At 49.6% G+C, this 20,948-nt stretch carries 18 protein-coding genes; 2 read left to right on the top strand and 16 right to left on the bottom strand.

Features of this window, described 5'->3' with window-relative positions; translation table 11 throughout:
• Positions 1-28: 28 nt before the first annotated feature.
• From PUT07_RS12290 to PUT07_RS12260, 7 genes are all read right to left on the bottom strand, one after another.
• Positions 29-634 (bottom strand): hypothetical protein, encoded by a 606-nt coding sequence (locus tag PUT07_RS12290; RefSeq protein ID WP_274468311.1) that lies wholly within the window; start codon positions 632-634, stop codon positions 29-31.
• A complete protein-coding gene (gene pilM, locus PUT07_RS12285; RefSeq protein ID WP_274468309.1) occupies positions 618-2,216 on the bottom strand; it encodes a pilus assembly protein PilM in 1,599 nt (532 codons plus the stop codon). Before pilM ends, PUT07_RS12290 begins: the two co-directional genes overlap by 17 nt.
• 15 nt (positions 2,217-2,231) lie before the next feature.
• A complete protein-coding gene (locus tag PUT07_RS12280; protein ID WP_274468308.1) occupies positions 2,232-2,990 on the bottom strand; it encodes a prepilin peptidase in 759 nt (252 codons plus the stop codon).
• A gap of 71 nt (positions 2,991-3,061) precedes the next feature.
• Positions 3,062-3,523, bottom strand: coding sequence for a type II secretion system protein (locus PUT07_RS12275; protein ID WP_274468307.1), 462 nt, complete (start codon positions 3,521-3,523; stop codon positions 3,062-3,064).
• 23 nt (positions 3,524-3,546) lie between these two features.
• Complete coding sequence (locus PUT07_RS12270; protein WP_274468306.1) at positions 3,547-4,755, bottom strand: type II secretion system F family protein; 1,209 nt, start codon at positions 4,753-4,755, stop codon at positions 3,547-3,549.
• Positions 4,755-5,807, bottom strand: coding sequence for a type IV pilus twitching motility protein PilT (locus tag PUT07_RS12265; RefSeq protein WP_274468305.1), 1,053 nt, complete (start codon positions 5,805-5,807; stop codon positions 4,755-4,757). The genes PUT07_RS12270 and PUT07_RS12265 overlap by 1 nt, the downstream gene beginning before the upstream one ends.
• A gap of 19 nt (positions 5,808-5,826) precedes the next feature.
• Complete coding sequence (locus PUT07_RS12260) at positions 5,827-7,491, bottom strand: GspE/PulE family protein (RefSeq protein WP_274468304.1); 1,665 nt, start codon at positions 7,489-7,491, stop codon at positions 5,827-5,829.
• 348 nt (positions 7,492-7,839) lie between these two features.
• Here PUT07_RS12260 and PUT07_RS12255 point away from each other — a divergent pair, with 348 nt between their 5' ends.
• Positions 7,840-12,393 carry a DUF5057 domain-containing protein gene (locus PUT07_RS12255; RefSeq protein WP_274468303.1) on the top strand — a complete coding sequence of 1,518 codons (4,554 nt, stop codon included), beginning with the start codon at positions 7,840-7,842 and terminating at the stop codon, positions 12,391-12,393.
• Between the two features lie 44 nt (positions 12,394-12,437).
• Here PUT07_RS12255 and PUT07_RS12250 read toward each other — a convergent pair whose 3' ends face one another.
• From PUT07_RS12250 to PUT07_RS12215, 8 genes are all read right to left on the bottom strand, one after another.
• Complete coding sequence (locus tag PUT07_RS12250) at positions 12,438-14,246, bottom strand: pilus assembly PilX family protein (RefSeq protein ID WP_274468301.1); 1,809 nt, start codon at positions 14,244-14,246, stop codon at positions 12,438-12,440.
• A gap of 14 nt (positions 14,247-14,260) precedes the next feature.
• A complete protein-coding gene (locus tag PUT07_RS12245) occupies positions 14,261-14,797 on the bottom strand; it encodes a prepilin-type N-terminal cleavage/methylation domain-containing protein (RefSeq protein ID WP_274468299.1) in 537 nt (178 codons plus the stop codon).
• Positions 14,781-15,356: a type IV pilus modification PilV family protein gene (locus PUT07_RS12240; RefSeq protein ID WP_274468298.1), complete on the bottom strand. Its 576-nt coding sequence runs from the start codon at positions 15,354-15,356 to the stop codon at positions 14,781-14,783. The genes PUT07_RS12245 and PUT07_RS12240 overlap by 17 nt, the downstream gene beginning before the upstream one ends.
• Before the next feature lie 154 nt (positions 15,357-15,510).
• Positions 15,511-16,506 carry a metal-dependent hydrolase gene (locus PUT07_RS12235; protein WP_274468296.1) on the bottom strand — a complete coding sequence of 332 codons (996 nt, stop codon included), beginning with the start codon at positions 16,504-16,506 and terminating at the stop codon, positions 15,511-15,513.
• A gap of 2 nt (positions 16,507-16,508) precedes the next feature.
• Positions 16,509-17,471, bottom strand: a complete 963-nt coding sequence (locus tag PUT07_RS12230) for a lysophospholipid acyltransferase family protein (RefSeq protein WP_274468295.1) — start codon at positions 17,469-17,471, stop codon at positions 16,509-16,511.
• Between the two features lie 17 nt (positions 17,472-17,488).
• Positions 17,489-18,259: a GNAT family N-acetyltransferase gene (locus tag PUT07_RS12225; RefSeq protein ID WP_274468293.1), complete on the bottom strand. Its 771-nt coding sequence runs from the start codon at positions 18,257-18,259 to the stop codon at positions 17,489-17,491.
• A gap of 156 nt (positions 18,260-18,415) precedes the next feature.
• The gene (locus PUT07_RS12220; RefSeq protein WP_274468292.1) at positions 18,416-19,105 is read right to left on the bottom strand and encodes an LrgB family protein; all 690 of its coding nucleotides are present in this window, start codon (positions 19,103-19,105) and stop codon (positions 18,416-18,418) included.
• Positions 19,095-19,469, bottom strand: coding sequence for a CidA/LrgA family protein (locus PUT07_RS12215; RefSeq protein ID WP_310190000.1), 375 nt, complete (start codon positions 19,467-19,469; stop codon positions 19,095-19,097). The genes PUT07_RS12220 and PUT07_RS12215 overlap by 11 nt, the downstream gene beginning before the upstream one ends.
• 255 nt (positions 19,470-19,724) lie before the next feature.
• On the opposite strand from PUT07_RS12215, the gene tlp reads away from it, so the two are divergent.
• Complete coding sequence (gene tlp / locus PUT07_RS12210) at positions 19,725-19,940, top strand: small acid-soluble spore protein Tlp (protein ID WP_274468290.1); 216 nt, start codon at positions 19,725-19,727, stop codon at positions 19,938-19,940.
• 42 nt (positions 19,941-19,982) lie between these two features.
• Here tlp and rnz read toward each other — a convergent pair whose 3' ends face one another.
• Entirely contained in the window at positions 19,983-20,912 is a 930-nt protein-coding gene (rnz, locus tag PUT07_RS12205; RefSeq protein ID WP_274468279.1) for a ribonuclease Z, read from the bottom strand.
• Positions 20,913-20,948: the final 36 nt, after the last annotated feature.

The raw sequence follows: 20,948 nt of genomic DNA, 5'->3' as shown, positions 1-20,948 counted from the left end.
ATGATAGGATCGAGGTGTTCTTTTACTTTCAATAGGGAAGCGCAACTTTGTCTACTTTGGATTTGTACGAAGGATCGAAATAGGCGGTAAACGTCAGATTAACGGTCAGCTTCCGCGTCAGATCTTTCGGCAGGGTGCCGAAATTCACTGTTTCTACGTTTATCAAACGCGGCAGCGCCTGCAATTGGGTGATGGCGTCCGTCACTTCCTGATAAGTTCCGCCTACAGACGTCGTTACTTTCACTTCCCTTACATTCGGGAAAGCACTCTTATTCGCCGTGTCTCCCTGCTGCGTCTGCATGCCTTTATCGCTTACCGCATAGGCAATGGAGTTGAAAGTAACCTTCGTTTCCGTTTTGATCTTATCGAGATCCAGCGTAAGCTGCTCCGTATTATCCCACAATGGCAGAGCCGCTTGAATCTCCTCTATTGATGGGCCGGGCTCTTCCTTCTTTTCGCTCAACTTTTTGTTAAGCAGCTGGACTTGTTTCTCCACCATGACGATTTCATTCTGCTGGGACTGCACTTTCTCCGTTGAAGGAACCTGCAGGAAATAGTAGAAAGCGAATAGCGCCAAAAACATTATGACGGCAAGGAACAACAGGAGGGTCTGCGTATTATTTTTGCTGGACATTGAGTAGCTCCTCCTCTTTCGCCTGTGTTGTCGTCTTCGTGCCTGTATCTTTCGCAGCTGCCGCTTTCTTAAACGAGATCGTGTAATTCACCGTGTACTGCTTCGCTGCCGGTGTCGGGTTCGCTGCTGCCGGATTCGCCGGATCGACGGTTACCGCAGTATTGCCGCCAGGGCTGCCGCTTGCCGTTTCAGTGATGGACTGCATGAGCGTATTCTCCCCGAACGTCAATCTGCGAAGGTCAAATAAATAGCGCGCTGCGTCTTCCATTTTGGCGAAATTGACCGTTAACGTTATTTGCGATTCGGCCGTATAAGCGATCGAGTTGATTTGGGCGGTTACAGGCAGTGGCTTCTTAATTTCCCCCAGCATCTGGATGACGTCCTTACGATTCGCTCTCGTTAACGTGATGAACGCCGAAGGATCGCCTTGCGAAGCCGGCTTAGCTGTTATTTTCGCCTCTGCCGCCGCCTTCTCCTTATTCAGCGCCGCCAGTCGCGCCGTATTCTGCGTGATGGTTTGCTGATTCTCCCAATACGTCCAGCCGATTAAGCCCGCGCAAGCCCCCCATGCCACAATGGCCAGTAGATACAATAGCACTTTGATCTTCGTCTCGGTCTTCCGATGCGGGAGCAGATTGATTTGCGCTTTGTGCTTGTTGAACAATGAAACGCCGATGGCGATACGAAAAGCATTCGCGCTGAAATCTTTGGTTTTGCCGGCAGCATACTGATCGAAATCGACGGTTTCCACCTTCAGCTCCGGCAGCGCTTGCTGCAGATCGGCATGAAGCTGCTTCCTGCCGCTGTTGGCCCCTGTCACGATAATGTGGGCGATACGGCTGTTCCCCTCTTGAATACTGTACTGGTAAAAGCTCAGCATTCTTGAGATTTCCGCGATGATCTCCCCGGTTTGGTCAGGCGTTAGCTCGTCCTGTTCGGCGGTACCTTGTTCTACAAGTGAAATCGTGCGCATGAAAATCGGATTTCCGTTTTGCAGCATATACACTTCCAACGAACCCCGATCCAAAGACACGAGCATGGATTCTTCAAAAAATTCCTCCTGCTGGGACGAAATCGCCCGTGCCAACGCCGTCGCTGAGATTTCCGCCGCTTTCACGTGCACGCCGGCATCTTCGAACACTTTGACATAGCTCATGATCAGCTTCTTCGGTGCCGCAAATACGAGAACCAGCGTGCTTTCATCGTCATGGCTTACCTTAATGTAGTCGTAGACAGGGTCTTCAAATGGCAGACGAAGCGCCGTCTCCACCTCAAGCTCCACGAGCTGTCGTAGCTCCTGAGGCTTGATGCTCGGGATGCGCATTTTACGAATAATGATCTGCGAGGTCGGTATGGTGATCGTGGCGGAAGCTCCTCTCAGTTTCTCCGCTTTCACCCATTGTTTGACTTGCAGACTCAAGGAATCGCTGTTGACGATCTGATCCTCAACGATGATCCCTGGCGGGATGGGAAGAAAGCCGCTTGCGCCTATTTCCCATGCTTTTTTCTTTTTGACCGATACGTAACGGACCCCTGTCTGGTCTACTGTAATCCCGATTCGCTTGGAAACGAAGCCGAACATAATTATCACACCCTGCTATCCGAGTAATGTTAGGTAAGCCTGTATCAAATCCGAACCATATCCATAGGAAAGAAGTATGCCCATCGCCAATGAAGGGCCGAACGGTATCGGTTGTTTTCTCTGGATGATTTTTAACAGAAGCAGCAAGCCTCCGATGAGACTGCCCATCATACATGCTAAAACGAATGCGATCAAAATATGAGATAAGCCCAGGACTGCGCCACAGACTGCCAGGAGCTTGGCATCTCCCATCCCCATACCGCCGCGTGAAAGAAGGGCAATCACTATTACAATTCCGCCGCCTGCAATTGCGCCTAGTACGTAACTCCACCAAGCCTGTTCGCCGGGGAACACGATGCGTAAAACGGCTAAGACCGGAAAGAAAAACATTAAAACTTTGTTAGGAATCAGCATTGAAGTTAAATCGGAAACGGTGACGATGACGAGAAGACTGACTAATGTAAGTGCAACTAGAGTTTCCGCCGTGAACCCGAAGCGGACGTAGGCCCATACGAATAATAATCCTGTTGCAAGCTCGCCTAAAGGATATAAGGGTGAAACGTTGGTGCTGCAGTATCTGCACTGCCCTTTGGCTGCAAAATAACTGATCACCGGGATCAGATCTCGGGATTTCAGCTGTGTTCCGCAGCTGGGACATGCCGAGGGCGGTTTGACGACCGATTGTTTGGCCGGTATGCGCAGCGCGACGACGTTGAAGAACGATCCGAGTACAAGACCAATGATGAACACATAAACGCCGATTAGGATTGTCATTTGGTTGGGTCGCTTTCTTTGGTTTTAAAAAAGGAATCGGAATGGACCGATTCCTTTTTGGGGGTTGGGTATTAAGTAGTGGGTTTAATTGAAACTGTTGCTCCTGTGGCACTGCTCTTTAGAACATTGGGACCAGTATACTCCTTTGCCAAAGTTGTAGTTTCTATTTTCACTGAAGTTAGTTCACCTGAATCATCATTTTTAAAAACTATTGAAGCACTGCTTAACGGTTCTTTAGTGCTTGGTAACATGATATCATTCTCAATATATTTACCTGTTTTTAAATCTGATAAGGTTATTGTTACGTTTTTAAATACTCCACCTTTTTCAGCAGTTACATAAAGCTTAGCAGCATCATACAATTGGCGAGCAGTAGCGACATCTGCATCATCTTTTGATTTGTTAATTACTCCCAAAATATAAGGAACAGCAATAGCTGCAATAACAGCTAAGATGACAATTACTGCAAGCAACTCAATTAACGTAAATCCTTTTTCCTCTTTTTTCAGTCGGTTCATCATTTTAATCAACATAATCTTTCCTCCTAAAATAAAAATCAACCTAAGTTTGAGTACATACTAAACATAGGTAGCATAATAGCAGCAACAATTGATCCGACAAGCCCTGCTAGAAGAACTAACAATAGCGGTTCCAACAAAGACTTTAATCGGTCAACAGTGTTCTCAACATCCATCTCATAGAAATCTGCTATTTTCTCAAGCATTTGGTCTAAAGAACCGGTTTCTTCTCCAATTGAGATCATTTGTGTAACTAACGGAGGAAAAACCCACGATTGCTTTAACGGTTCACTGAGAGGACTTCCTTGGCGTAATGAATCAGCAGATTTACGAATGTATCTCCCAATAACCTTGTTACCAACAACTTCTTCAACAATGTCCAGGGACTGTAGCACCGGTACAGAGCTTGAATACAGTGAAGACAATGTTCTTGTCATAAGGGCGATCGAGCCTTTCTGCTTCAACTTCCCAAAGATAGGTATCTTTAACTTCATGATATCAATTGCGTAAGCACCAGACTCAAATCTCTTTGCTACTTGATATACAATAATTATTGCTAGTAGTCCTGCAAACCATAAAAACCACTGATGCTGAATACTATTACTCAAAGAAAGTACAGCTCTCGTAATCCAAGGCAATTCCGCATGCAAAGACTCAAAAGTAGTGACAAACTGCGGCACAACAGACTTCAACAGATAGATAACTGCAACCACCGACAATCCAGCCACCGTCGCCGGATACGTCATCGCCGACTTAATCTTCTCACGCGTCACATGCTCCTTCTCGAAAAACTTCGCAAGGCGCTCCAACGTCCCTTCCAAGTCGCCGGTCTCTTCGCCGGCACGGATCATGTTCACGAACATCGGAGGAAAAATCTTCTTATGCTCCGAAATCGAACTCGAAAAAGAAACGCCCTTCGAAATACTCGAAGCCACCTGCACAAGCGCCTTCCGCAGCGGCTTGCTCTCGGTCTGCGCCGCCAAAATCGTCGTCGCTTCCACAATGTTCACACCGGCCCTGATCAAAGTCGCAAACTGCCGGCAGTACACGATGAAATGGATCGTTTTGACAGGATTGCCGATGTAAATCTCCGTTTTCAGCGCTTTGAACTGCTCTTCTTTTAACGAAAGAACGACATAACCCTTTCTCCGAAGCTCCTCCACGGCAGTTGACTTGTCCGATGCCAATATTTTCCCCTTGAGCTGTTTGCCGCCGCTGCTTCGTACTTCATACAGAAATTCGGACATTACATCACACCGCCCTCAGCAAGATAAGCTCTTGCTGCTATTGGATCGATGAGCCCCTGCTGCATCATTTCCTTAATCGACATGTCCAGCGTATGCATGCCCAAGCTGCGTCCGGTTTGCATGATGCTCTTGATCTGGTGGATTTTCTCCGAACGAATCAGGTTGCCGACGGCCGGCGTATTAATCATGATTTCTGTCGCACATGTCCGCCCTATGCCGCCTGGCTTCGGAAACAACCGCTGCGAAATGACGCCGACCAAGACGGCCGCTAACTGAACCCGGATTTGGCCCTGCTGATGTGCCGGGAATGCATCGATGATACGGTCAATCGTCTGCGGCGCATCCGTCGTATGCAAGGTCGCAAAGACCAAGTGGCCGGTTTCGGCAGCGGTCACAGCCGCGGAGATCGTTTCCAGGTCCCGCATCTCACCGACCAGGATCACATCCGGGTCTTGACGCAGCGCGGCTCTCAAACCGTTGGAGAACGACTTCGTATCGCTGCCGACTTCCCGCTGATCGATAATGGAGGAAGCATGCGTATGCAGGAATTCGATAGGATCTTCGAGCGTAACGATATGTTTCTTCTCTTTGCGGTTGATGTAATCGATCATAGCCGCTAGCGTAGAAGATTTACCGCTGCCCGTAGGTCCGGTTACAAGCACGAGTCCTTGTGGCTTCAACGCTAACGAACGGATTACATTCGGCAGTCCAAGCAGTTCCAGCGACGGAATCTTGGTTGGGATCGTACGGATCGCTACACTTACACGGCCTCTTTGGCGGTACGCGTTAATCCGATATCGCGAACAGCCCTCCAGCTCATATGAAAAGTCCAATTCACCGGCTTGCTGGAATCGTTCGATTTGTTCCGGGCTAAGCAAAGCTTCCGCCATGGCTCGGGTGTCTTCCGCTTGAAGGAGCTCACTCCCGACAGGCTGCAGTGTTCCGTGTACGCGAAGAACAGGCGGCGAACCTACGGATAGATGTAAGTCGGACGCCTTCGATTCATGGGCCGTTCGCAGCAAATTGACGATCCGATCTAACGAATTTGACATTTCCCTTCCTCCTTCCCATTTAGTAAGCAACTGTTTCTCTAATGACTTCTTGCAAGGATGTGATGCCTTGCTTTACTTTCTGAACGCCATCATCCATCAGTTGAATGAGTCCATCCTGCACAGCCGCCGCTCTCATCTCTTGTACGGATGCCTTATTGCTGATGAGTTGGCGCATGGCATCGTTCACCGCCAGAACTTCGTGAATAGCCAATCTACCGCGGTACCCTGTTCGGTTGCAGTTGCCGCAGCCCTGTCCTTTATGCAGCTTATCGACATGGATGCCTCTGTTACTCATGAAGATCTGTTCCTGCTCTGTAGGCGTGTACGCAACTTTGCACTCGTGGCATATTCGGCGCACCAAGCGCTGGGCAACGACACCAATCAAAGACGAAGCGATCAAGTACGGCTCTACGCCCATGTCCCGAAACCGCGTGATCGTGCTAACGGAATCGTTGGTATGTAAGGTCGAAAGAACGAGATGACCTGTCAATGAAGCGCGAATTGCAATCTCAGCCGTTTCCGAGTCCCGGATCTCGCCGACCATCACGATATTCGGATCCTGCCTCAGAATGGAACGAAGGCCGGCAGCAAAGGTAAGTCCGATCGTAGGATTCACATGCACTTGATTGATCCCTTCCAACTGGTACTCGACCGGATCCTCAATCGTAATAATGTTGGCATTTTCCTGGTTCAAATGGCTGAGAGCGGAATACAGCGTAGTCGTCTTCCCGCTACCGGTCGGTCCGGTGATGAGCAGAATGCCGTAAGGCTGCTCGATCATCTCGCGGAATGCGCGCATATTGCGTTCCCCGAACCCGAGCTGCTCGATCGGCTTAACGCCTGTTGATAAATCGAGCAGCCGCAGTACGATCTTCTCCCCGTGAATGGTCGGCAGCGATGAGACCCGAATGTCGACGTGTTTGTAGTCCACCTGCATTTTGATCCGGCCGTCCTGCGGCAGCCTGCGCTCGGCGATGTTCAGCTTGGCCATAATTTTCAACCGCGCCGTTATGAAGCCTTGCATTTGCTTCGGAATCATCCGCTCCGTTCGTAAATGCCCATCCACCCGGTATCGAATGACTAGATTCGTCTCACCGGGGTCGACGTGAATATCGGAGACTTTCAATTGAACGGCTTGCTGAATCATCTGATTGACGAGCCGCACGATCGGAGAATCCTCATCCGTAATTTCCGTTTCCTTAATATCTTCTGTTGTAGGCATATCCGTCATCATTTGGCTCATGGAATCCTGAAGTCCATAATGACGGGCAATGGCCCGCTGTAATTCATCCCTGCTCGTAATCGCCGGCTCGATGCGGTAGCCGGTGCTCATGCGCATTTCTTCTATAGCGAAATAGTCCAGAGGATCGGCCATGGCCACCATCAGCTTGCCGCCTTCTTTATGAAGCGGAATGGCTTGATAGCGCCTCGCCATGCTTTCCGGAATGATTTTCGTAATTTCCGGATCTATTTGATATTTGAATAAACTGACGTGAGGAATGCCGAGTTGAAATTCAAGAACCTCAATTAATTGCTGCTCCGTAATATAACCTTGCGTAATCAGCAGGTCCCCCAGCTTCTGTTTAGTCTTACCTTGTTCTTTGAGAGCTTCCTGCAGTTGAGCGTCGGAAATAATCCCGCTTTCTACCAATAAGTCTCCCAATCTTTTTCTAACCAGAGCCATGCCAGATCAACTCCAAACCCATTTTAAGGAAAAAATGTAGGACTAAATACCTAATTTCAACGAAGACAAAAAACATTATACAACAATAGGCAGCACTTTAGTATATGATCTTATCGAATATTGTCGTTTCATACAACAAATGTTCACTAGTCTACAAATTCTGTTCACCGTCCATAAAGTCCTCTCAAAAAAATCATGAAAAATTATGTATTTTTCGTCAAGATTCCTTAATCTTTCTTAAAATATTTACGTTATAATGGACGCAAACTGTATATTTCATAGGCACAAAGGTAGTACAATAGTCTCATATGATAGGCTTGTGTATTTACTATAAAGGAGGAGGGACTTATGTTATCCGCCATACAAAAAAAGATCAGTATAACCCTGATCACCACACTGCTAGTGTCCGTCTGCTCTTTGGCAGGCAGTCCGGCGAAACCGGTTTTAGCCGCCGCCGGCGACTCGATGACCATCGCGTTGAAATCCAAGTATACGCAGCAATACGTCTCACCTGCCGGAAACAGCGATAATGGAGCTTTGAAAGCGAATAGCGAGACGCCGGGGTCCAGCGAACTCTTTCAGCTCATCGAGCAAAGCAATGGCAGTTACGCGATCGAAGCGCTCTCGAACGGGAAATATGTCAACTCGGGAGGCAGCGACGATAGCGCAATCGTACCTAATGCCGGCACAATCGGTTCGGCCGAATTTTATGATTTAATTTACAATAGCGACGGCACGATCTCGTTGAAGTCCCGAACGCATAACAAATATGTGTATGTGGAAGATCCCCAGAAGCCGCTCAAAACGACAAGCGCAAGCATCTATGGCGACCATGAGAAGTTTATTCTGAACGATTTCACGAAGCCGTTCAAAATTCTTGAGATTAAAGATCTCGAAAAGTCGGCCAATGAGTGGTCTGTCGTCTCCGATTTTTCCAAACTATTCGGTTCGAATCAGGCGATTAGCTTGGAAACCATGAGCATCAAGAAGTTTGTCGCGCTGCGCGAAGAGCTCGATGGCAAATATGACGCAGTCTACTTCGGCAAAAGCTTGTTTAACCCCACTTCCGAGACAGGCAGCAACCATGATACCCGCTTCTTGGAAAATGATATGACAAGCCTAAAAGCGACGGAAATTACGGAGAAGTACATAAATAAAGGTCTGCCGGTTATCGTCTATAGTGATGACGCAGCGAAACGCGGCGCCATTTATCAGGGGTTTTTGGACAGCTATAATAGCGACAGATGGACTCAAAAAAAAGGGAATCTATACAACCTGTTTAACCGGTACAAAACGACACCAAAAAGCAATGTGATTTTTGTAAATAATAGTGAAATCGACTCTTTTGCTGCTTTTATTCAGAAAACCAATCTGTTTGCGTATGCGAATGTGCGCCCCCGCATTAACGTTACTAGCCAACCGGCCGACTACACGTTGTCTGCAAACCGCAGCACGAAATATCGCCCAGGCGACACACTCACGTATACATTCGATGTTTCGAATGTTCGCAATCTGAACCAGCGCAACCTGGTTGCTAATCTATATCTCGGGCTCGACAGTGTGCTGAAATTCGATGCCAACCATTTAGTGCAGTCGGTTCCGGTCACATCCTTATCGAACAATACGATCAGCTTTACATTGCCGAAAGGGTACTCCGGACTTTATTACTGGCGTCTTGAGCTTGTAGACCAGACAACCACCGGCATGCTCAAGGATTATGCGGCAGGCGTTTTCCGCTATCAGGATCAGCCGCCGACGATCCATGTGCTGCAGGTCATTCCAAACTCGCAATCGTCTGCCAAAACGAGCAGCTTGCTGTTGGACGCCAACCTCAAACAAAATTACTTGAAGTCCGAAGATTATGAGATTAAAATCTCGGTCATTGATTTCAATACTTTCAATTCCACGGAATACAGCACTTTAAATAGTAAATATGACATGATCATTTTCGGTTTCAACGATTCTTATAACGGCACAGCCAACATTTCGGAAACGGCCGCAGCTGCCGTCAAATCTTATATCGCTACGGGACAAGGGGTCATGTTCACCCATGATACCGTATATCAAGGTAACCAGACGTGGATTACGAATTTCCAGGCAGACACGGGACAAATCGGGCCGAAGACGAATATGGGGCTCAATGCACCGAACACGTCAACGTCCACCGTAAAAGTCAACGAAGGCTTGCTGACGGAATTCCCTTTCTTCATCAGCGAACGGCCGACAGCTGTCGCTACAACACATGATCAGTATTTCCGGCTTGATCTGAACGATCCGAAGGTCATCCCATGGTACAACATCAATGGCAGTCCGCGGGATGTTGAAGACAGCTGGAACCATTACTACACCTATTCCAAAGGCAATGTGACCTACTCCGGTACAGGCCATAACTTCGTCAATACGACCAAGAACAGCTCCTTCCCGGATTGGGAGCAGCAGCTTTTCGTCAACACGATGTACCGGGCGTTCATCGGTTCCAATCATAAGCCGACGCTGGACATTTTGACACCCGCTCCGTTCTCGAACAGTGCGAAGAACTACATTTCAGCCAAAAGCGATATTTCGGTCAGCTTCAGGGCCGACGATCTGGATTTGACTGACAAAACGACCGTATCATCCATCAAATTCGCATACAAGAATGCGAACAATACGGAACAAACGGATACTGTGCTCTCCAATCTGGAGAAGCCGAAAGGCGAGACGGTGACTCGTTCCTTCCCGAATCCGCTCTCCGGAAGAGGCGGCGATCTGACCATCATCGTCACGACAGCCGATAAAAGCGGCGCACTGGAAACGAAGCAGGTTGCTGTGAAAGTCATTGTTCCAACCGGATTGGAACCTGTAAGAACCGTTTCGAGCGACCGCGTCGAGAAAAATACGAATGTAACGATCAGCTATGAGATCAAACCGATCGCCATGAATTACAACCCGGAGATTAATGTCGATGATTTAACGGTGAAACGGATTCATTATAAAGAAACGCTGCCGGCGAACCTGGAGGTCGTCACATTGCCTCAAGGCTTCACGAAATCCGGGACCTTGCAAACAGGCTATACGATCGATGGCAGCATTGAGGACATCCCTTTCAGAAGATCGGGCAATCAATACATTGCCGACAGTAAGACATTTGCCATTACGGTCAAACCGGCAGCTAACGGCGATTATGCCTTGTCCGACGCGACACTGACATTCAAAGATTACAGCACAACGAACGATCAATCCGTATTATTCACGAATCGATTGATAACAGCTTATACCAGACTAACTTCCTTGCAGTTGGATGACAAAATCATCGCTCTTGGCGATACGACCAAGCTTATTCCGAAATTCGGGCCGGCTGACGCTTCTTATGCCCGCGACACGGATTACACGTGGTCCTCCGACGCAGAGGCGATTGCAACCGTCGATGCAACAGGGGTCGTGACGGCCAAAGCCGCTGGCGTCGCGAACATTCAAGCGGTAGCCAAGGACGGAAGCGGCGTACAAGACACGGCCAAGATCACGGTGATTATGCCGGGCTTGAACATTACCGGGCTGAATGTCGCGAGCGTCAATCAACCCATCGAACTGAAATCGGTTCTGGTCAAAACGCCGGATGAAACCATTACCTCCATTGCGTGGAGCTCATCCGACAATAACATCGCAGCATTCGGGGCAACCGATACACCGATAGCCAGTTTGACAGGTATTCGTCCCGGTCAGGTTACCGTAACGCTTACGATAAAGACCGATAAGCCTAAGACTTATACGCAAACTCATGTCGTTAACGTAATCTCCCTCCTCACTTCCCTGGATCTGGAGGGCGAGACGACCCTGGAGATTGGCGATGCGCCTACCCTCCATGCCAAGTATACGCCTGGTTACGTGACGAACCCTTCGTTCGAATGGAAGTCGTCGAATGCTAACGTCATCGAAGTTACGAGTTCAGGCGTGAACAGCGGCGCTCTGGAAGGCTATGCGGCACTTCATGCCAAAGCCGAAGGCGAAGCGACGATTACGGTAAGGGCATTAGACGGCAGCAGCTTAACGGATGAACTGCACATTCAGGTTATCCAACCGGCGATTACCATCAACAGCCCGATCACGATTCATGTGGGAGATGTCCCTTCTCAGCTTGTTGTAAGCAACAATTTCTTGCACGACGAGATTACATCCGTCAAATGGGAAAGAGACGACACCAATGAGAATTTCGTCCGTTTCTCCGGGGAGAAGCAGCTGGAGAGAAACATGGAGGGCAAGTCAGCCGGTACGGTGAATGGGAAAGTAACGGTCGTTTATCGTGGTGTGTCTTATACCAAGGATTTTACGATCACCGTAGATAACCCGGTCAAAGCCGTCACGATCGTCAAGAAAGACGATCCTAACGAATCGGATCCGAACGCCGTCATTACCGTCGACAAAGGGGCTTCTATTGACCTGAGAGCCGTCATCCAGCGGCCGGACGCCGTTCATTCCGGGTTCCAATGGTTTATCATTGAAGAAACCGGGAATGCCTCTTTGAACAGCCCGAACAGCCAGGATGTAACGCTTACAGGCACCGAGAAAGGCACAATCAAGGTCAGGGTGCTGGTAGGCGGCATCGATGACACGAGAGACATCAAGATCACACAAAATCTGACCCGGATCGATCTTCCGGAAGGGCCGATTCGATTAGTGTTGAACACGAGCAAAAACAGCTATGATTTATGGTCCGAAACGACCGTACTCCCGGTCAAATGGCGAGAGGAATTGAAAGACCGCCTGGAGTGGGTGTACGATGATAACGTCGTTACCATCAACAACGGGGTTGTAACTGGAACGAAGGTCGGAGACATTTCCGTAACCTTGCGGTATAAGGATGACCCTAGTGTCTCCGACTCCGTTCGTGTCATTGTTCAGAAGCAATACGACAACCGGTATTAAAGCAAAAAACATCCTTCAGTTCACCATGACTGAAGGATGTTTTTTTATTTGACTAAAACCTTTTTACCTCTGGATAAATTAATACCCTTGACTCGCGGGAGCGCGGATTGCTGGTGAGTAAAAATATCCTTGTTATATTCAATAATAAATCGGGATGATGAATTTTGCATGTTACTCTGGCCGGGTTCGATATATAGGGAAGTTAAATCCGATGATTCTTTCGTATTCCCTCTGACCGCGTTGATTGTCAGGTCGCCTTTGGCGAAAAATCCGCCTTTGATCCAGAAAACAGAACCGACGCCATACAATTCCGCATTGGAATCCGTATAGAAGAAGGCATCGAGCCTCGTAATATTTCCATTCTTCGGATTTTTACCATCGTAACCGCCGCTTGGCAAATCTTTGAATGAATTGACCCTGGAGATCAGCACTTCGCCTTTTGAGAGCATAACAAGCTCCTTGTAATTTTCGCCATCTTCCGTAATTCCGCTAATGCTGGCATCTAAGATATTCGTGCTTCCCAGAACGAAAATCGTCGCATCCATCGTCACATCGCCTTTAATGTTGGCATCCCCTGTCACCAGAATATTCCCTCTTATTTTGATCGGGTCGCGGGGCTTATCATCCAAATTTTCGTTATCGATATTCAAATCTCCGTTAATAATGAACCAATTGCTGGAATAATAGGTTGAACCATTCGCAATCGGTTCCCGGTACGCTTTGGCTTCCTTCGTGAACACGAGCTGGTTGAAGTCTCCGCCGTTCCCGATATTGAAATTGCCTTTATATAAATAGGACCCGCCGGACAAGCCCGCTTGGTCATGGATGGCGGCAATATCGGCAGCGCGCTTCGTTTCATATTCTTCGTCATCGATACGATCATAGACCGCCAGCTTCAGCCTATCCGTACGGCTTTGCAAATAGCTTTCAAGCTGCGTGGGATCGTTGGGGTTATAATTATTTTTGATAATCGCCCGCTCCGTCGCGTTTCCGCTTACCGCTTCCGTCACTTTATCGATGAAAGACTCATCCATATTCAGCTGTACGAAGTCTTCCTGGGATTTCAACTCTACATGATCCTTCTGAACGCCGAGAACGGTCGGGATCGTCGTTAACCCTTTATCCGTCGTGGCATTGATACTCGTGTACTGTTCCGGCGAGCAATTGGGATTCATCCCAGCATCGCAAAACGTGAAATCATCCAGCGTCTGCACAAAAGCTTTACCTTCCAAATACGTATATTTGCCTACGTTGGCTGTACTTATCTCGCCATTCTCGCTGTTGTAGATATATTCAGCTTGATTTTTAATTTGCAGCTTCTTGCCTGCATACAAATCTCCTCCAAGAAAATACGGCGAGCCATTCAGAATCAGATTGCCTTCCGAGCCGGCGGCATAATTCAGCACATCCGGATAAGCGTTGATCCCTACGAGCTGCTCAAGCTTACGCACGACGCCGTCGATGTTCGCCGTTACGGTAATCTTAATTTGCGGCGGAGCGCCATTCTCTTCTTTGATCAACTCGGCACTCGTCACCGGTTCATCTGCGAACTCGGTCTCCACCGTATTGCTTTCAATGGCCGGAAACATACTGGTTAACTCCGCTTCAAGCGCTTCGGGATTGAAATCCTCCCGGCCGTCCAGCGTCGCTTTAATTCTGGCCACCGCCTCATTCAGCGCTTTCTCGGCCAGATGCAGGCTCTGCACATCCTTCTGCTTCGTTTCACTTCGCACCGCGCCGCCAATACTTGCGCTGAGTACAGCGAGTCCGAGCATCGTGAAAATCAATATCATGAACAGCACGATTAACAGCGCGGATCCCCGTTCTTCTTTGAGCCGCTTCAACCTTCTCATCCTTCTCACCCCGCTCAAAACCCGAATCTGCTTTCCATCTTCAGCTGATGCTTGACGTGCTTCTTATCCTCTTGTTCCAGCACCAGCGTAATTCGGATAAGTCCGTCCCGGCATGCGCTGGCGTTGCCGCAGTCCAATTGAATGCTGGAACCGTCCAAGAGGACGGATTGGAGGTGATCTACCTTTCCCGTTCCGTTAGCTGCTGTAGCGTCCGCGATATATAAGCCGGAATTATAAATTTTCATTTGTTTGCGCGGAATTTCCGTACCGTTCAGCTTCGTTGTCCTCGATAGCTCGATGCCGTTCTCATTGGCAATATTCGATACATACTCCGGGCCGTAGGTATACAGCTGGGTCATCACCGCAGACATCATCATATCCGCCTCGTCCCGGAGCGAATTCTCCACTGTCACTTTGTTGTACGCCGTAAAGCCGAAAGTAATAACTGCATAAATCGTGCCCATGACCAAGGATAAAATGGATAACGAGGCGATCAGTTCGACGAGTGAAAGCCCTTTTTCTTCGCGCGCGAAATCAACGAATTTTCTCATTTATCACATATCCTTCCACAGACGTCTGATTCCGCAAGCTTTCGACGGCGCCAAGCGTCTTCACACTTACCCGGATCGGTATCAAATAGTTGCTCATCCGGTCCTCCGTGCTCGGCACGGAAGCATCGGCATGACCTTTTTCAAGTTCAGTCTGGTATGTAACCGTAATCTCATACTCGATCCCATTGACGCTCGGACGCAGTACATTTCCTATTCCGCTGAAGCTGTTCAACAGCTCATGCTTGGCAGGAATCGTACAGTTCACCCCGCCCGTCGGCGCTAGCGTACAATTGTCCATCGTCATAACCGGATCGTTGCCGTCAGCCTCGCCGATTTGACTGAAATATTTCTCAACCGTGCCGAAATTCTGCTTCTCCATATAAAACAACGCGTTCCGCGCCAAATTGACCATCACAGTCTTATTCTGATTCCCTTTATTGTAGGACATCGCGTTAATGAAAAAGGCCATCATAGCCATCGCCGCCACCGACAAAATGACCGTTGCAGCCAAAACTTCAATCAATGTAAAGCCCTCTTCGCGTGGGGTTCTTTTCTTCATTCCGGGTGCTCCTAAGATCGTCAATTTCAAAGCGTGGCTATTCTTCAAATAGGACTATTGCACCATATTTTCGACATCACAAGTCGAAACCCCTGCTCAAAAAATGACAAGAAACGAAAAGCCTCACTCCCTAAGGAGCAAGGCTTCTGCTTACTTACACGTAAGGCGGATCCCACGCCTTCTTATCCCAACCAAGCTTGTCGCTGATCACGTTCATGTCACGGTCCAGACGGACGTTGACGCCGAACGGCAGCTTGCGCTGGTGCCAGAAGCGCACATCGCGCCACTGTACTTCATACCCGTCCGTTTTCTCCGTCCAGCAGACATGGATGCGCTGCGCGAAGTGCAGGAAAGCGCGAACACCATCCGTCGTCATCGTAGCCTGCACAATCGGATGGGATTTTTCTTGTGTATAGTCGATTTTGCTGTACTCAACTTCCACCACAACGTCCCCATGCCTAATTTCCCCCAAGTAAAATTGCGTCTCGCTCTCGATGACGAATTGCCAGCGAAACCAGCTTAGGCTCGGGATGAGGTGACAGACGCCTTGTTCCAGATTCAGCTCTTGCTTCACCAACTGGATGAAGCGTTGCCGCTGCAAACTGCGCACAACAATATAGAACAAGGTTGCCGCATAGATAAGGGCAAACATTTCGCCGATATGGAGCCCGCCGCTTCCGTGCCACACGAGCAGCCAAATGAACACGCCTGCCGTATGCAGAGCGAACAAGAACGGTTCATAGAGACAAAGAGTATCCAGGTGAAACCATTTTGCCGAGAATGGCCGCATGCATTGAACACCGTACACATTGAACAGATCCAGGAACACATGAAAGACAACCGCGATGAATGTCCACAGGTATAAGCTTAACCAATGCTCCCATACGCCGAAAATAGCAGCCAGAGGCACGCTGAGCACGATCGGCCAGATGAACAGCGCCGGCAAGGAATGCGTAATCCCCCGATGAACCCGCAAATAGTTCGTATACCCTTTGAGCCGCGCTAACGTATCGAAGTCCGGAGCGTGCGAGCCGATCAGCGTACCGGCTAATATGGCATGCGTCAAATTCGGGTCCTGCGAGACGACAGGCTCCAGACATGCAAGTCCGGCCAAGGTGATACCGAATAACAAATGGCTTCCCGTATCCATTGTCAAATCACCAGTCCTTTATCTTCGTTGTAGACGTGCGTCTTTCCGTCGTTAACGGCCATGTGATTCTCTTCCCAGCGTTCATGCACATTAAACCAATAAAACCATGAGGCGGGCTGCTCACGTATGACCCGCTCCATGAAAGCGTTAAGCCGCAAATTCGATTCCGCCCGTACGCCACGCCCTGCCTGCCCGGTTGGCAGATCAACAGGAGGTCCGAATACCAGCTTGTGCTTGAAGCCTCTAACCCTGTAACCGTAGAAGGGGACAATAGGAATGCGCAGCTCCAAAGCCAGCATGGCCGCCCCTTCAGGCGTCCTCGTCAATCTGCCGAACAACCGTGATAATGGAAAGGACGCTCGCCAGAAATCGCCAAGCACAAACACGACGCCTCCGGCCTGCAGATGCTTTTTCAAAGTGCGGTACAGCTCCAGCGGAGGCACACTGTCGTAATCCAGCCCCTTGCAGCCCATTGCCTGGAATTTCAAATAAAGCGGCCGAAGCTCCGGGCTTCCCGCCGATGCGACCGTCATGCAATCGTAGCGGCGCGTCAGATACCAGTAGTAATAGAAGAAGTTGCCGAGATGCGGCGTATACACAATGAAGCCTTGATCCTGAGACCGGCGCTTAGCTTCCTGCAAATGCTCTTGGCCCTGCACGTCGAAATCCTTGTGCAGCACATGCAAGCGCCTGCTCATGAAGAGCAGCTCGAACAAGGTGAATACCACATTATGCACATAGTGTCTGGCATGCTTGCGAATATCGCGCTTGGGCACATGATCCAGCAGCTCCTCCATATTTCGCTGAACCGGCCGTAACAGCTTGCTCCGCAGAGCCGCGTAACCGATGTTAGCAGCGAGCGCCAACGCCGCCCGCAGCATCCACAGAGGGAACAATCGGAGGACTCGCTCTATACGGTCGAGCTTGTGTTCATTGGAAGTCAGCTTGGCAATCCAATCATACAAAGGTGCCGGCCTCCCCTCTAGTTAGATAAGAAATGGCGCTTATACCGGCGGGTCACTCTGTCTTTCTGAAGAATAATGAAGAAATCGACCGTCTCAAACACTTCATCATAAGCCGGTTCCCCGCCAATTTCGGCACCGAGCCATTGATAGCCTTTCATTAGCGGAGGCAGCTTGCGGAAAATATCTTTCTCGTTACTAATCGCATCCAGCATGGCGAGTCCCTGAATACGATGCGTCGCAAGCGGCTCGATCCCGAACCGGTCGGTTATAACCTGTTTATGAACGAGCATGGTGTAGATTTCATTCAAGTCCTCCAAACTGCTCATGTGCACACTGCCGCATCCGATCAAATACGAATAATTCCGCTCCGTCATATAACCGGCAATGCCTTCCCACAAGAGCTGGATGGCCTTACCCCCGCGATACGCCGGGTCGATGCAGCTTCTTCCAAGCTCAAGCGTCTGCCGTTTATACTCGGCGAAAGCCGCTAAATTAAACTCTGTTTCCGAATAAAAGCCGATGCCGTCCAGCGCCCGCTCCCCTGGCAGAAGCCGGTAAGTGCCTACGACCTGATCGGTTTCGGCATCTTTGACGATGAGATGATCGCAATACGGGTCATACGCATCTTGCTCAAGACCGTCCTCATTCAGCATGCGCATGTTCTTCTCTTCCTCTACGAAAACTTGATACCTGAGCCGCATAGCTTGCTCAACTTCATGTGCGCTGCCGGCCAGACTAACCGTCAACCTGGCCTGATGAGGCGCTGTATTCAGAAGCGGTCCGTTCATCTTCCTCACGCCTTTCCACTGGATTATCCTCAAACTCATGGTAGCAGAGGTTTATTATGGGGCCGTTTTCGTGTTGTTAAGCTTTTGTAAGGTTTAAAAAATACAAAAAAAACCGCCTCCCGTCACATAGACGGAAAGCGGCAAATATTACAGAGGTCACTGAAGCCACCAATATAGAGGGATGAAGAAAATAGAAGTCATAATGCCGCATAATGCCATCGATAAGCCTGCAAAGCTGCCTTGCCGCTCCGAATCTTTGATGACCTTGGCCGTCCCGATGCCGTGAGCCGCCGTGCCAAGCGCAATCCCGATCGAGATGTCATCCTGTATCTTGAACCATTGCAAAAGCCGGACACCGAACATACTGCCCACCAGCCCCGTCATCGTCGTCAGAACCGCGGTGAGTTCGGGAATTCCCCCTAACCGGTTCGCGATCTCAATCGCAATAGGCGAGGAGACGGATTTGGGCAGCATGCTAAGCACAATTGAACGGCTTCCTCCGAGCAGTCCGACGATCGCCGCGCTTGCACCAATCCCGACAATGGAGCCGCTGATCACACTGACCATGACTCTTTTCAAATTCGCACGTATTAATGACCTGTATTTGTACAAAGGGACGCCTAAAGCAACGGTTGCAGGACCCAACAACAGCGTCAGCACATCCGCACCCTCTTTAAAATACGCGAACGGAATTCGAAATCCGACCAGAATAAGAATAATAAGTCCCGTACATACGAATAACGGATGCATGAACCGCCATCGTTCTTGAATGAGATTAGCGAAAGCGTAGATCACAACACTGAGAGTCAAACCGAAGAAGGGGTGCTGCAGGATACTATCCGCCATACTTCTCCCCCTCCTTCGCGAGTTTGGACGAAATCCATCCCGTGACAAGCAAAACGACGGCCGTCGCCCCCGCGGTGCCGCCTAGTATCGCGACCAAATTCGCTCCGATGATAGGAAGGAATAAGAGAATCCCGACGGTATAAGGGATAAAAAAGAGCATCATATGCCTTGTGAGCAGCGCGGCCGCATCTTCCACCCAAGACAGCTTGACGAGCTTGGCGAACAACGCCCCCGTAAATAGGATGAGCCCGATCACATTGCCGGGAAGCGGCAGGTGCAGGCTCATTTGGATGACATAACCTATGAAATTAAAGCCGAGTAATATAGCAAATCCGAGCATACCTTCCCCTTTTCTCGCTGTCAAGATGACTTATCCGGAGTCTCTATAAGCATTTCTGATTTCTCTTAACATAACATAAAAAATGGAGGACATAAAGATAGAAAGCAGGATTTCCGCCCACGTAATCGCCATGTCATCACCTCGGAGTTAAGTCCTTCGTCACGTTAGTTTATGCGGGAAATTGGCGAAAAAGAATGCGCAAACCGTGAATATTATAGCTGCCGTCGTGGAATTGTATAACAGGATCATCACTCCATCAGGAAGGAGGGAGCATTCACCATGGCTAAACCGGACAATCGCGAGAACAATCCAGCGCGTTTGCAAAATGCAATCGATCATACTATCGCCAACCTGCACGAGGCTGAAGATTATTTAGATGAGCATGCAGACGAAATTACAGCCCAAGAGAAGCAAGACATCGAATCCAAAAATCAACGCCGCAAACAAAGCATCAACGGATTCATCGAAGAAAAGAAAGACGAACAAAACCGTTAATACGGCAGAAGCCTCTTCCATTATAGGAAGAGGCTTCTTTTTTCATCCTTTGCGCGGCACTTCAAAACTCCAGAAGTCCCGGGCGATATGACTGTTCGGGTGATGATGCTGCGCTTCCTGCAGCAGCTCGAGCACGGCGTCGCCTTGGTACCGCGAGCTGATATGCGTCATGATCAGCGCGCCCGCCCCTGCTTCCTGAGCGATCCGCGCCGCATCGGTCGATGTCGCATGATCGAAGGAGTAAGCCAGTTCTTGCTTATCCATGCCGAACGTCGCCTCATGCACCAGCACATCGGCGCCTCGCGCTAGCAGCCGTGCTCCGCTGCAGTACCGGGTATCGCCGAGTATCGTGACGATCCGTCCCGGGATCGGCGGGCCCTGGAAATCGGCCCCGTGCAGCACAGTCCCGTCTTCCAGCTGTACGGACTGTCCGAGCTTGAGCTTGCCATAGATCGGACCGGCCGGTATGCCAAGCGCCGTCAGCTTCTCATGCATCAGCTTGCCCGGCTGTTCCTTCTCCACAATGCGATACCCGAAGCATTCGATTCGGTGCTCCAAGCGCGCCGTTTCGACGAGGAAGGTATCGTCCTCGAAGAGGAGCCCTTCTTCCTGAATTTCTACGATGTCCAGCGTATAACTGAGATGTGCTCCGCTCACTTCGAGCGCCGTCTCCACGAACCGTCGCAGCCCCGGAGGTCCGTACATCGTTAACGCCGTATCGCCCCCCAGATAGGAGCGGCTGGTCAGCAAGCCGGGCAGCCCGTATAGATGGTCGCCGTGCAGATGCGTGATGAACAGCTTCTCGGTTCTGCCCAGCTTCACCGGAGAATTCAGGATTTGCTGCTGCGTGCCTTCGCCGCAATCGAATAGCCAGTATGTTCCCCGCTCATCGAGCAGGTTTAAGGCTATGGATGTTACATTTCGCTGTTTGGAGGGCATCCCTGCCCCAGTTCCCAAGAAATAGAGGTCCAAGTTCTAAACTCCAATCTATTCGCATAATCGCTGATG

The organism is Paenibacillus sp. MAHUQ-63, from assembly GCF_028765165.1.
Lineage (GTDB): Bacteria > Bacillota > Bacilli > Paenibacillales > NBRC-103111 > Paenibacillus_E.
The sequence above is the reverse complement of the archived record's forward strand: the minus strand, read 5'-3'. Positions and strand labels throughout refer to the sequence as shown.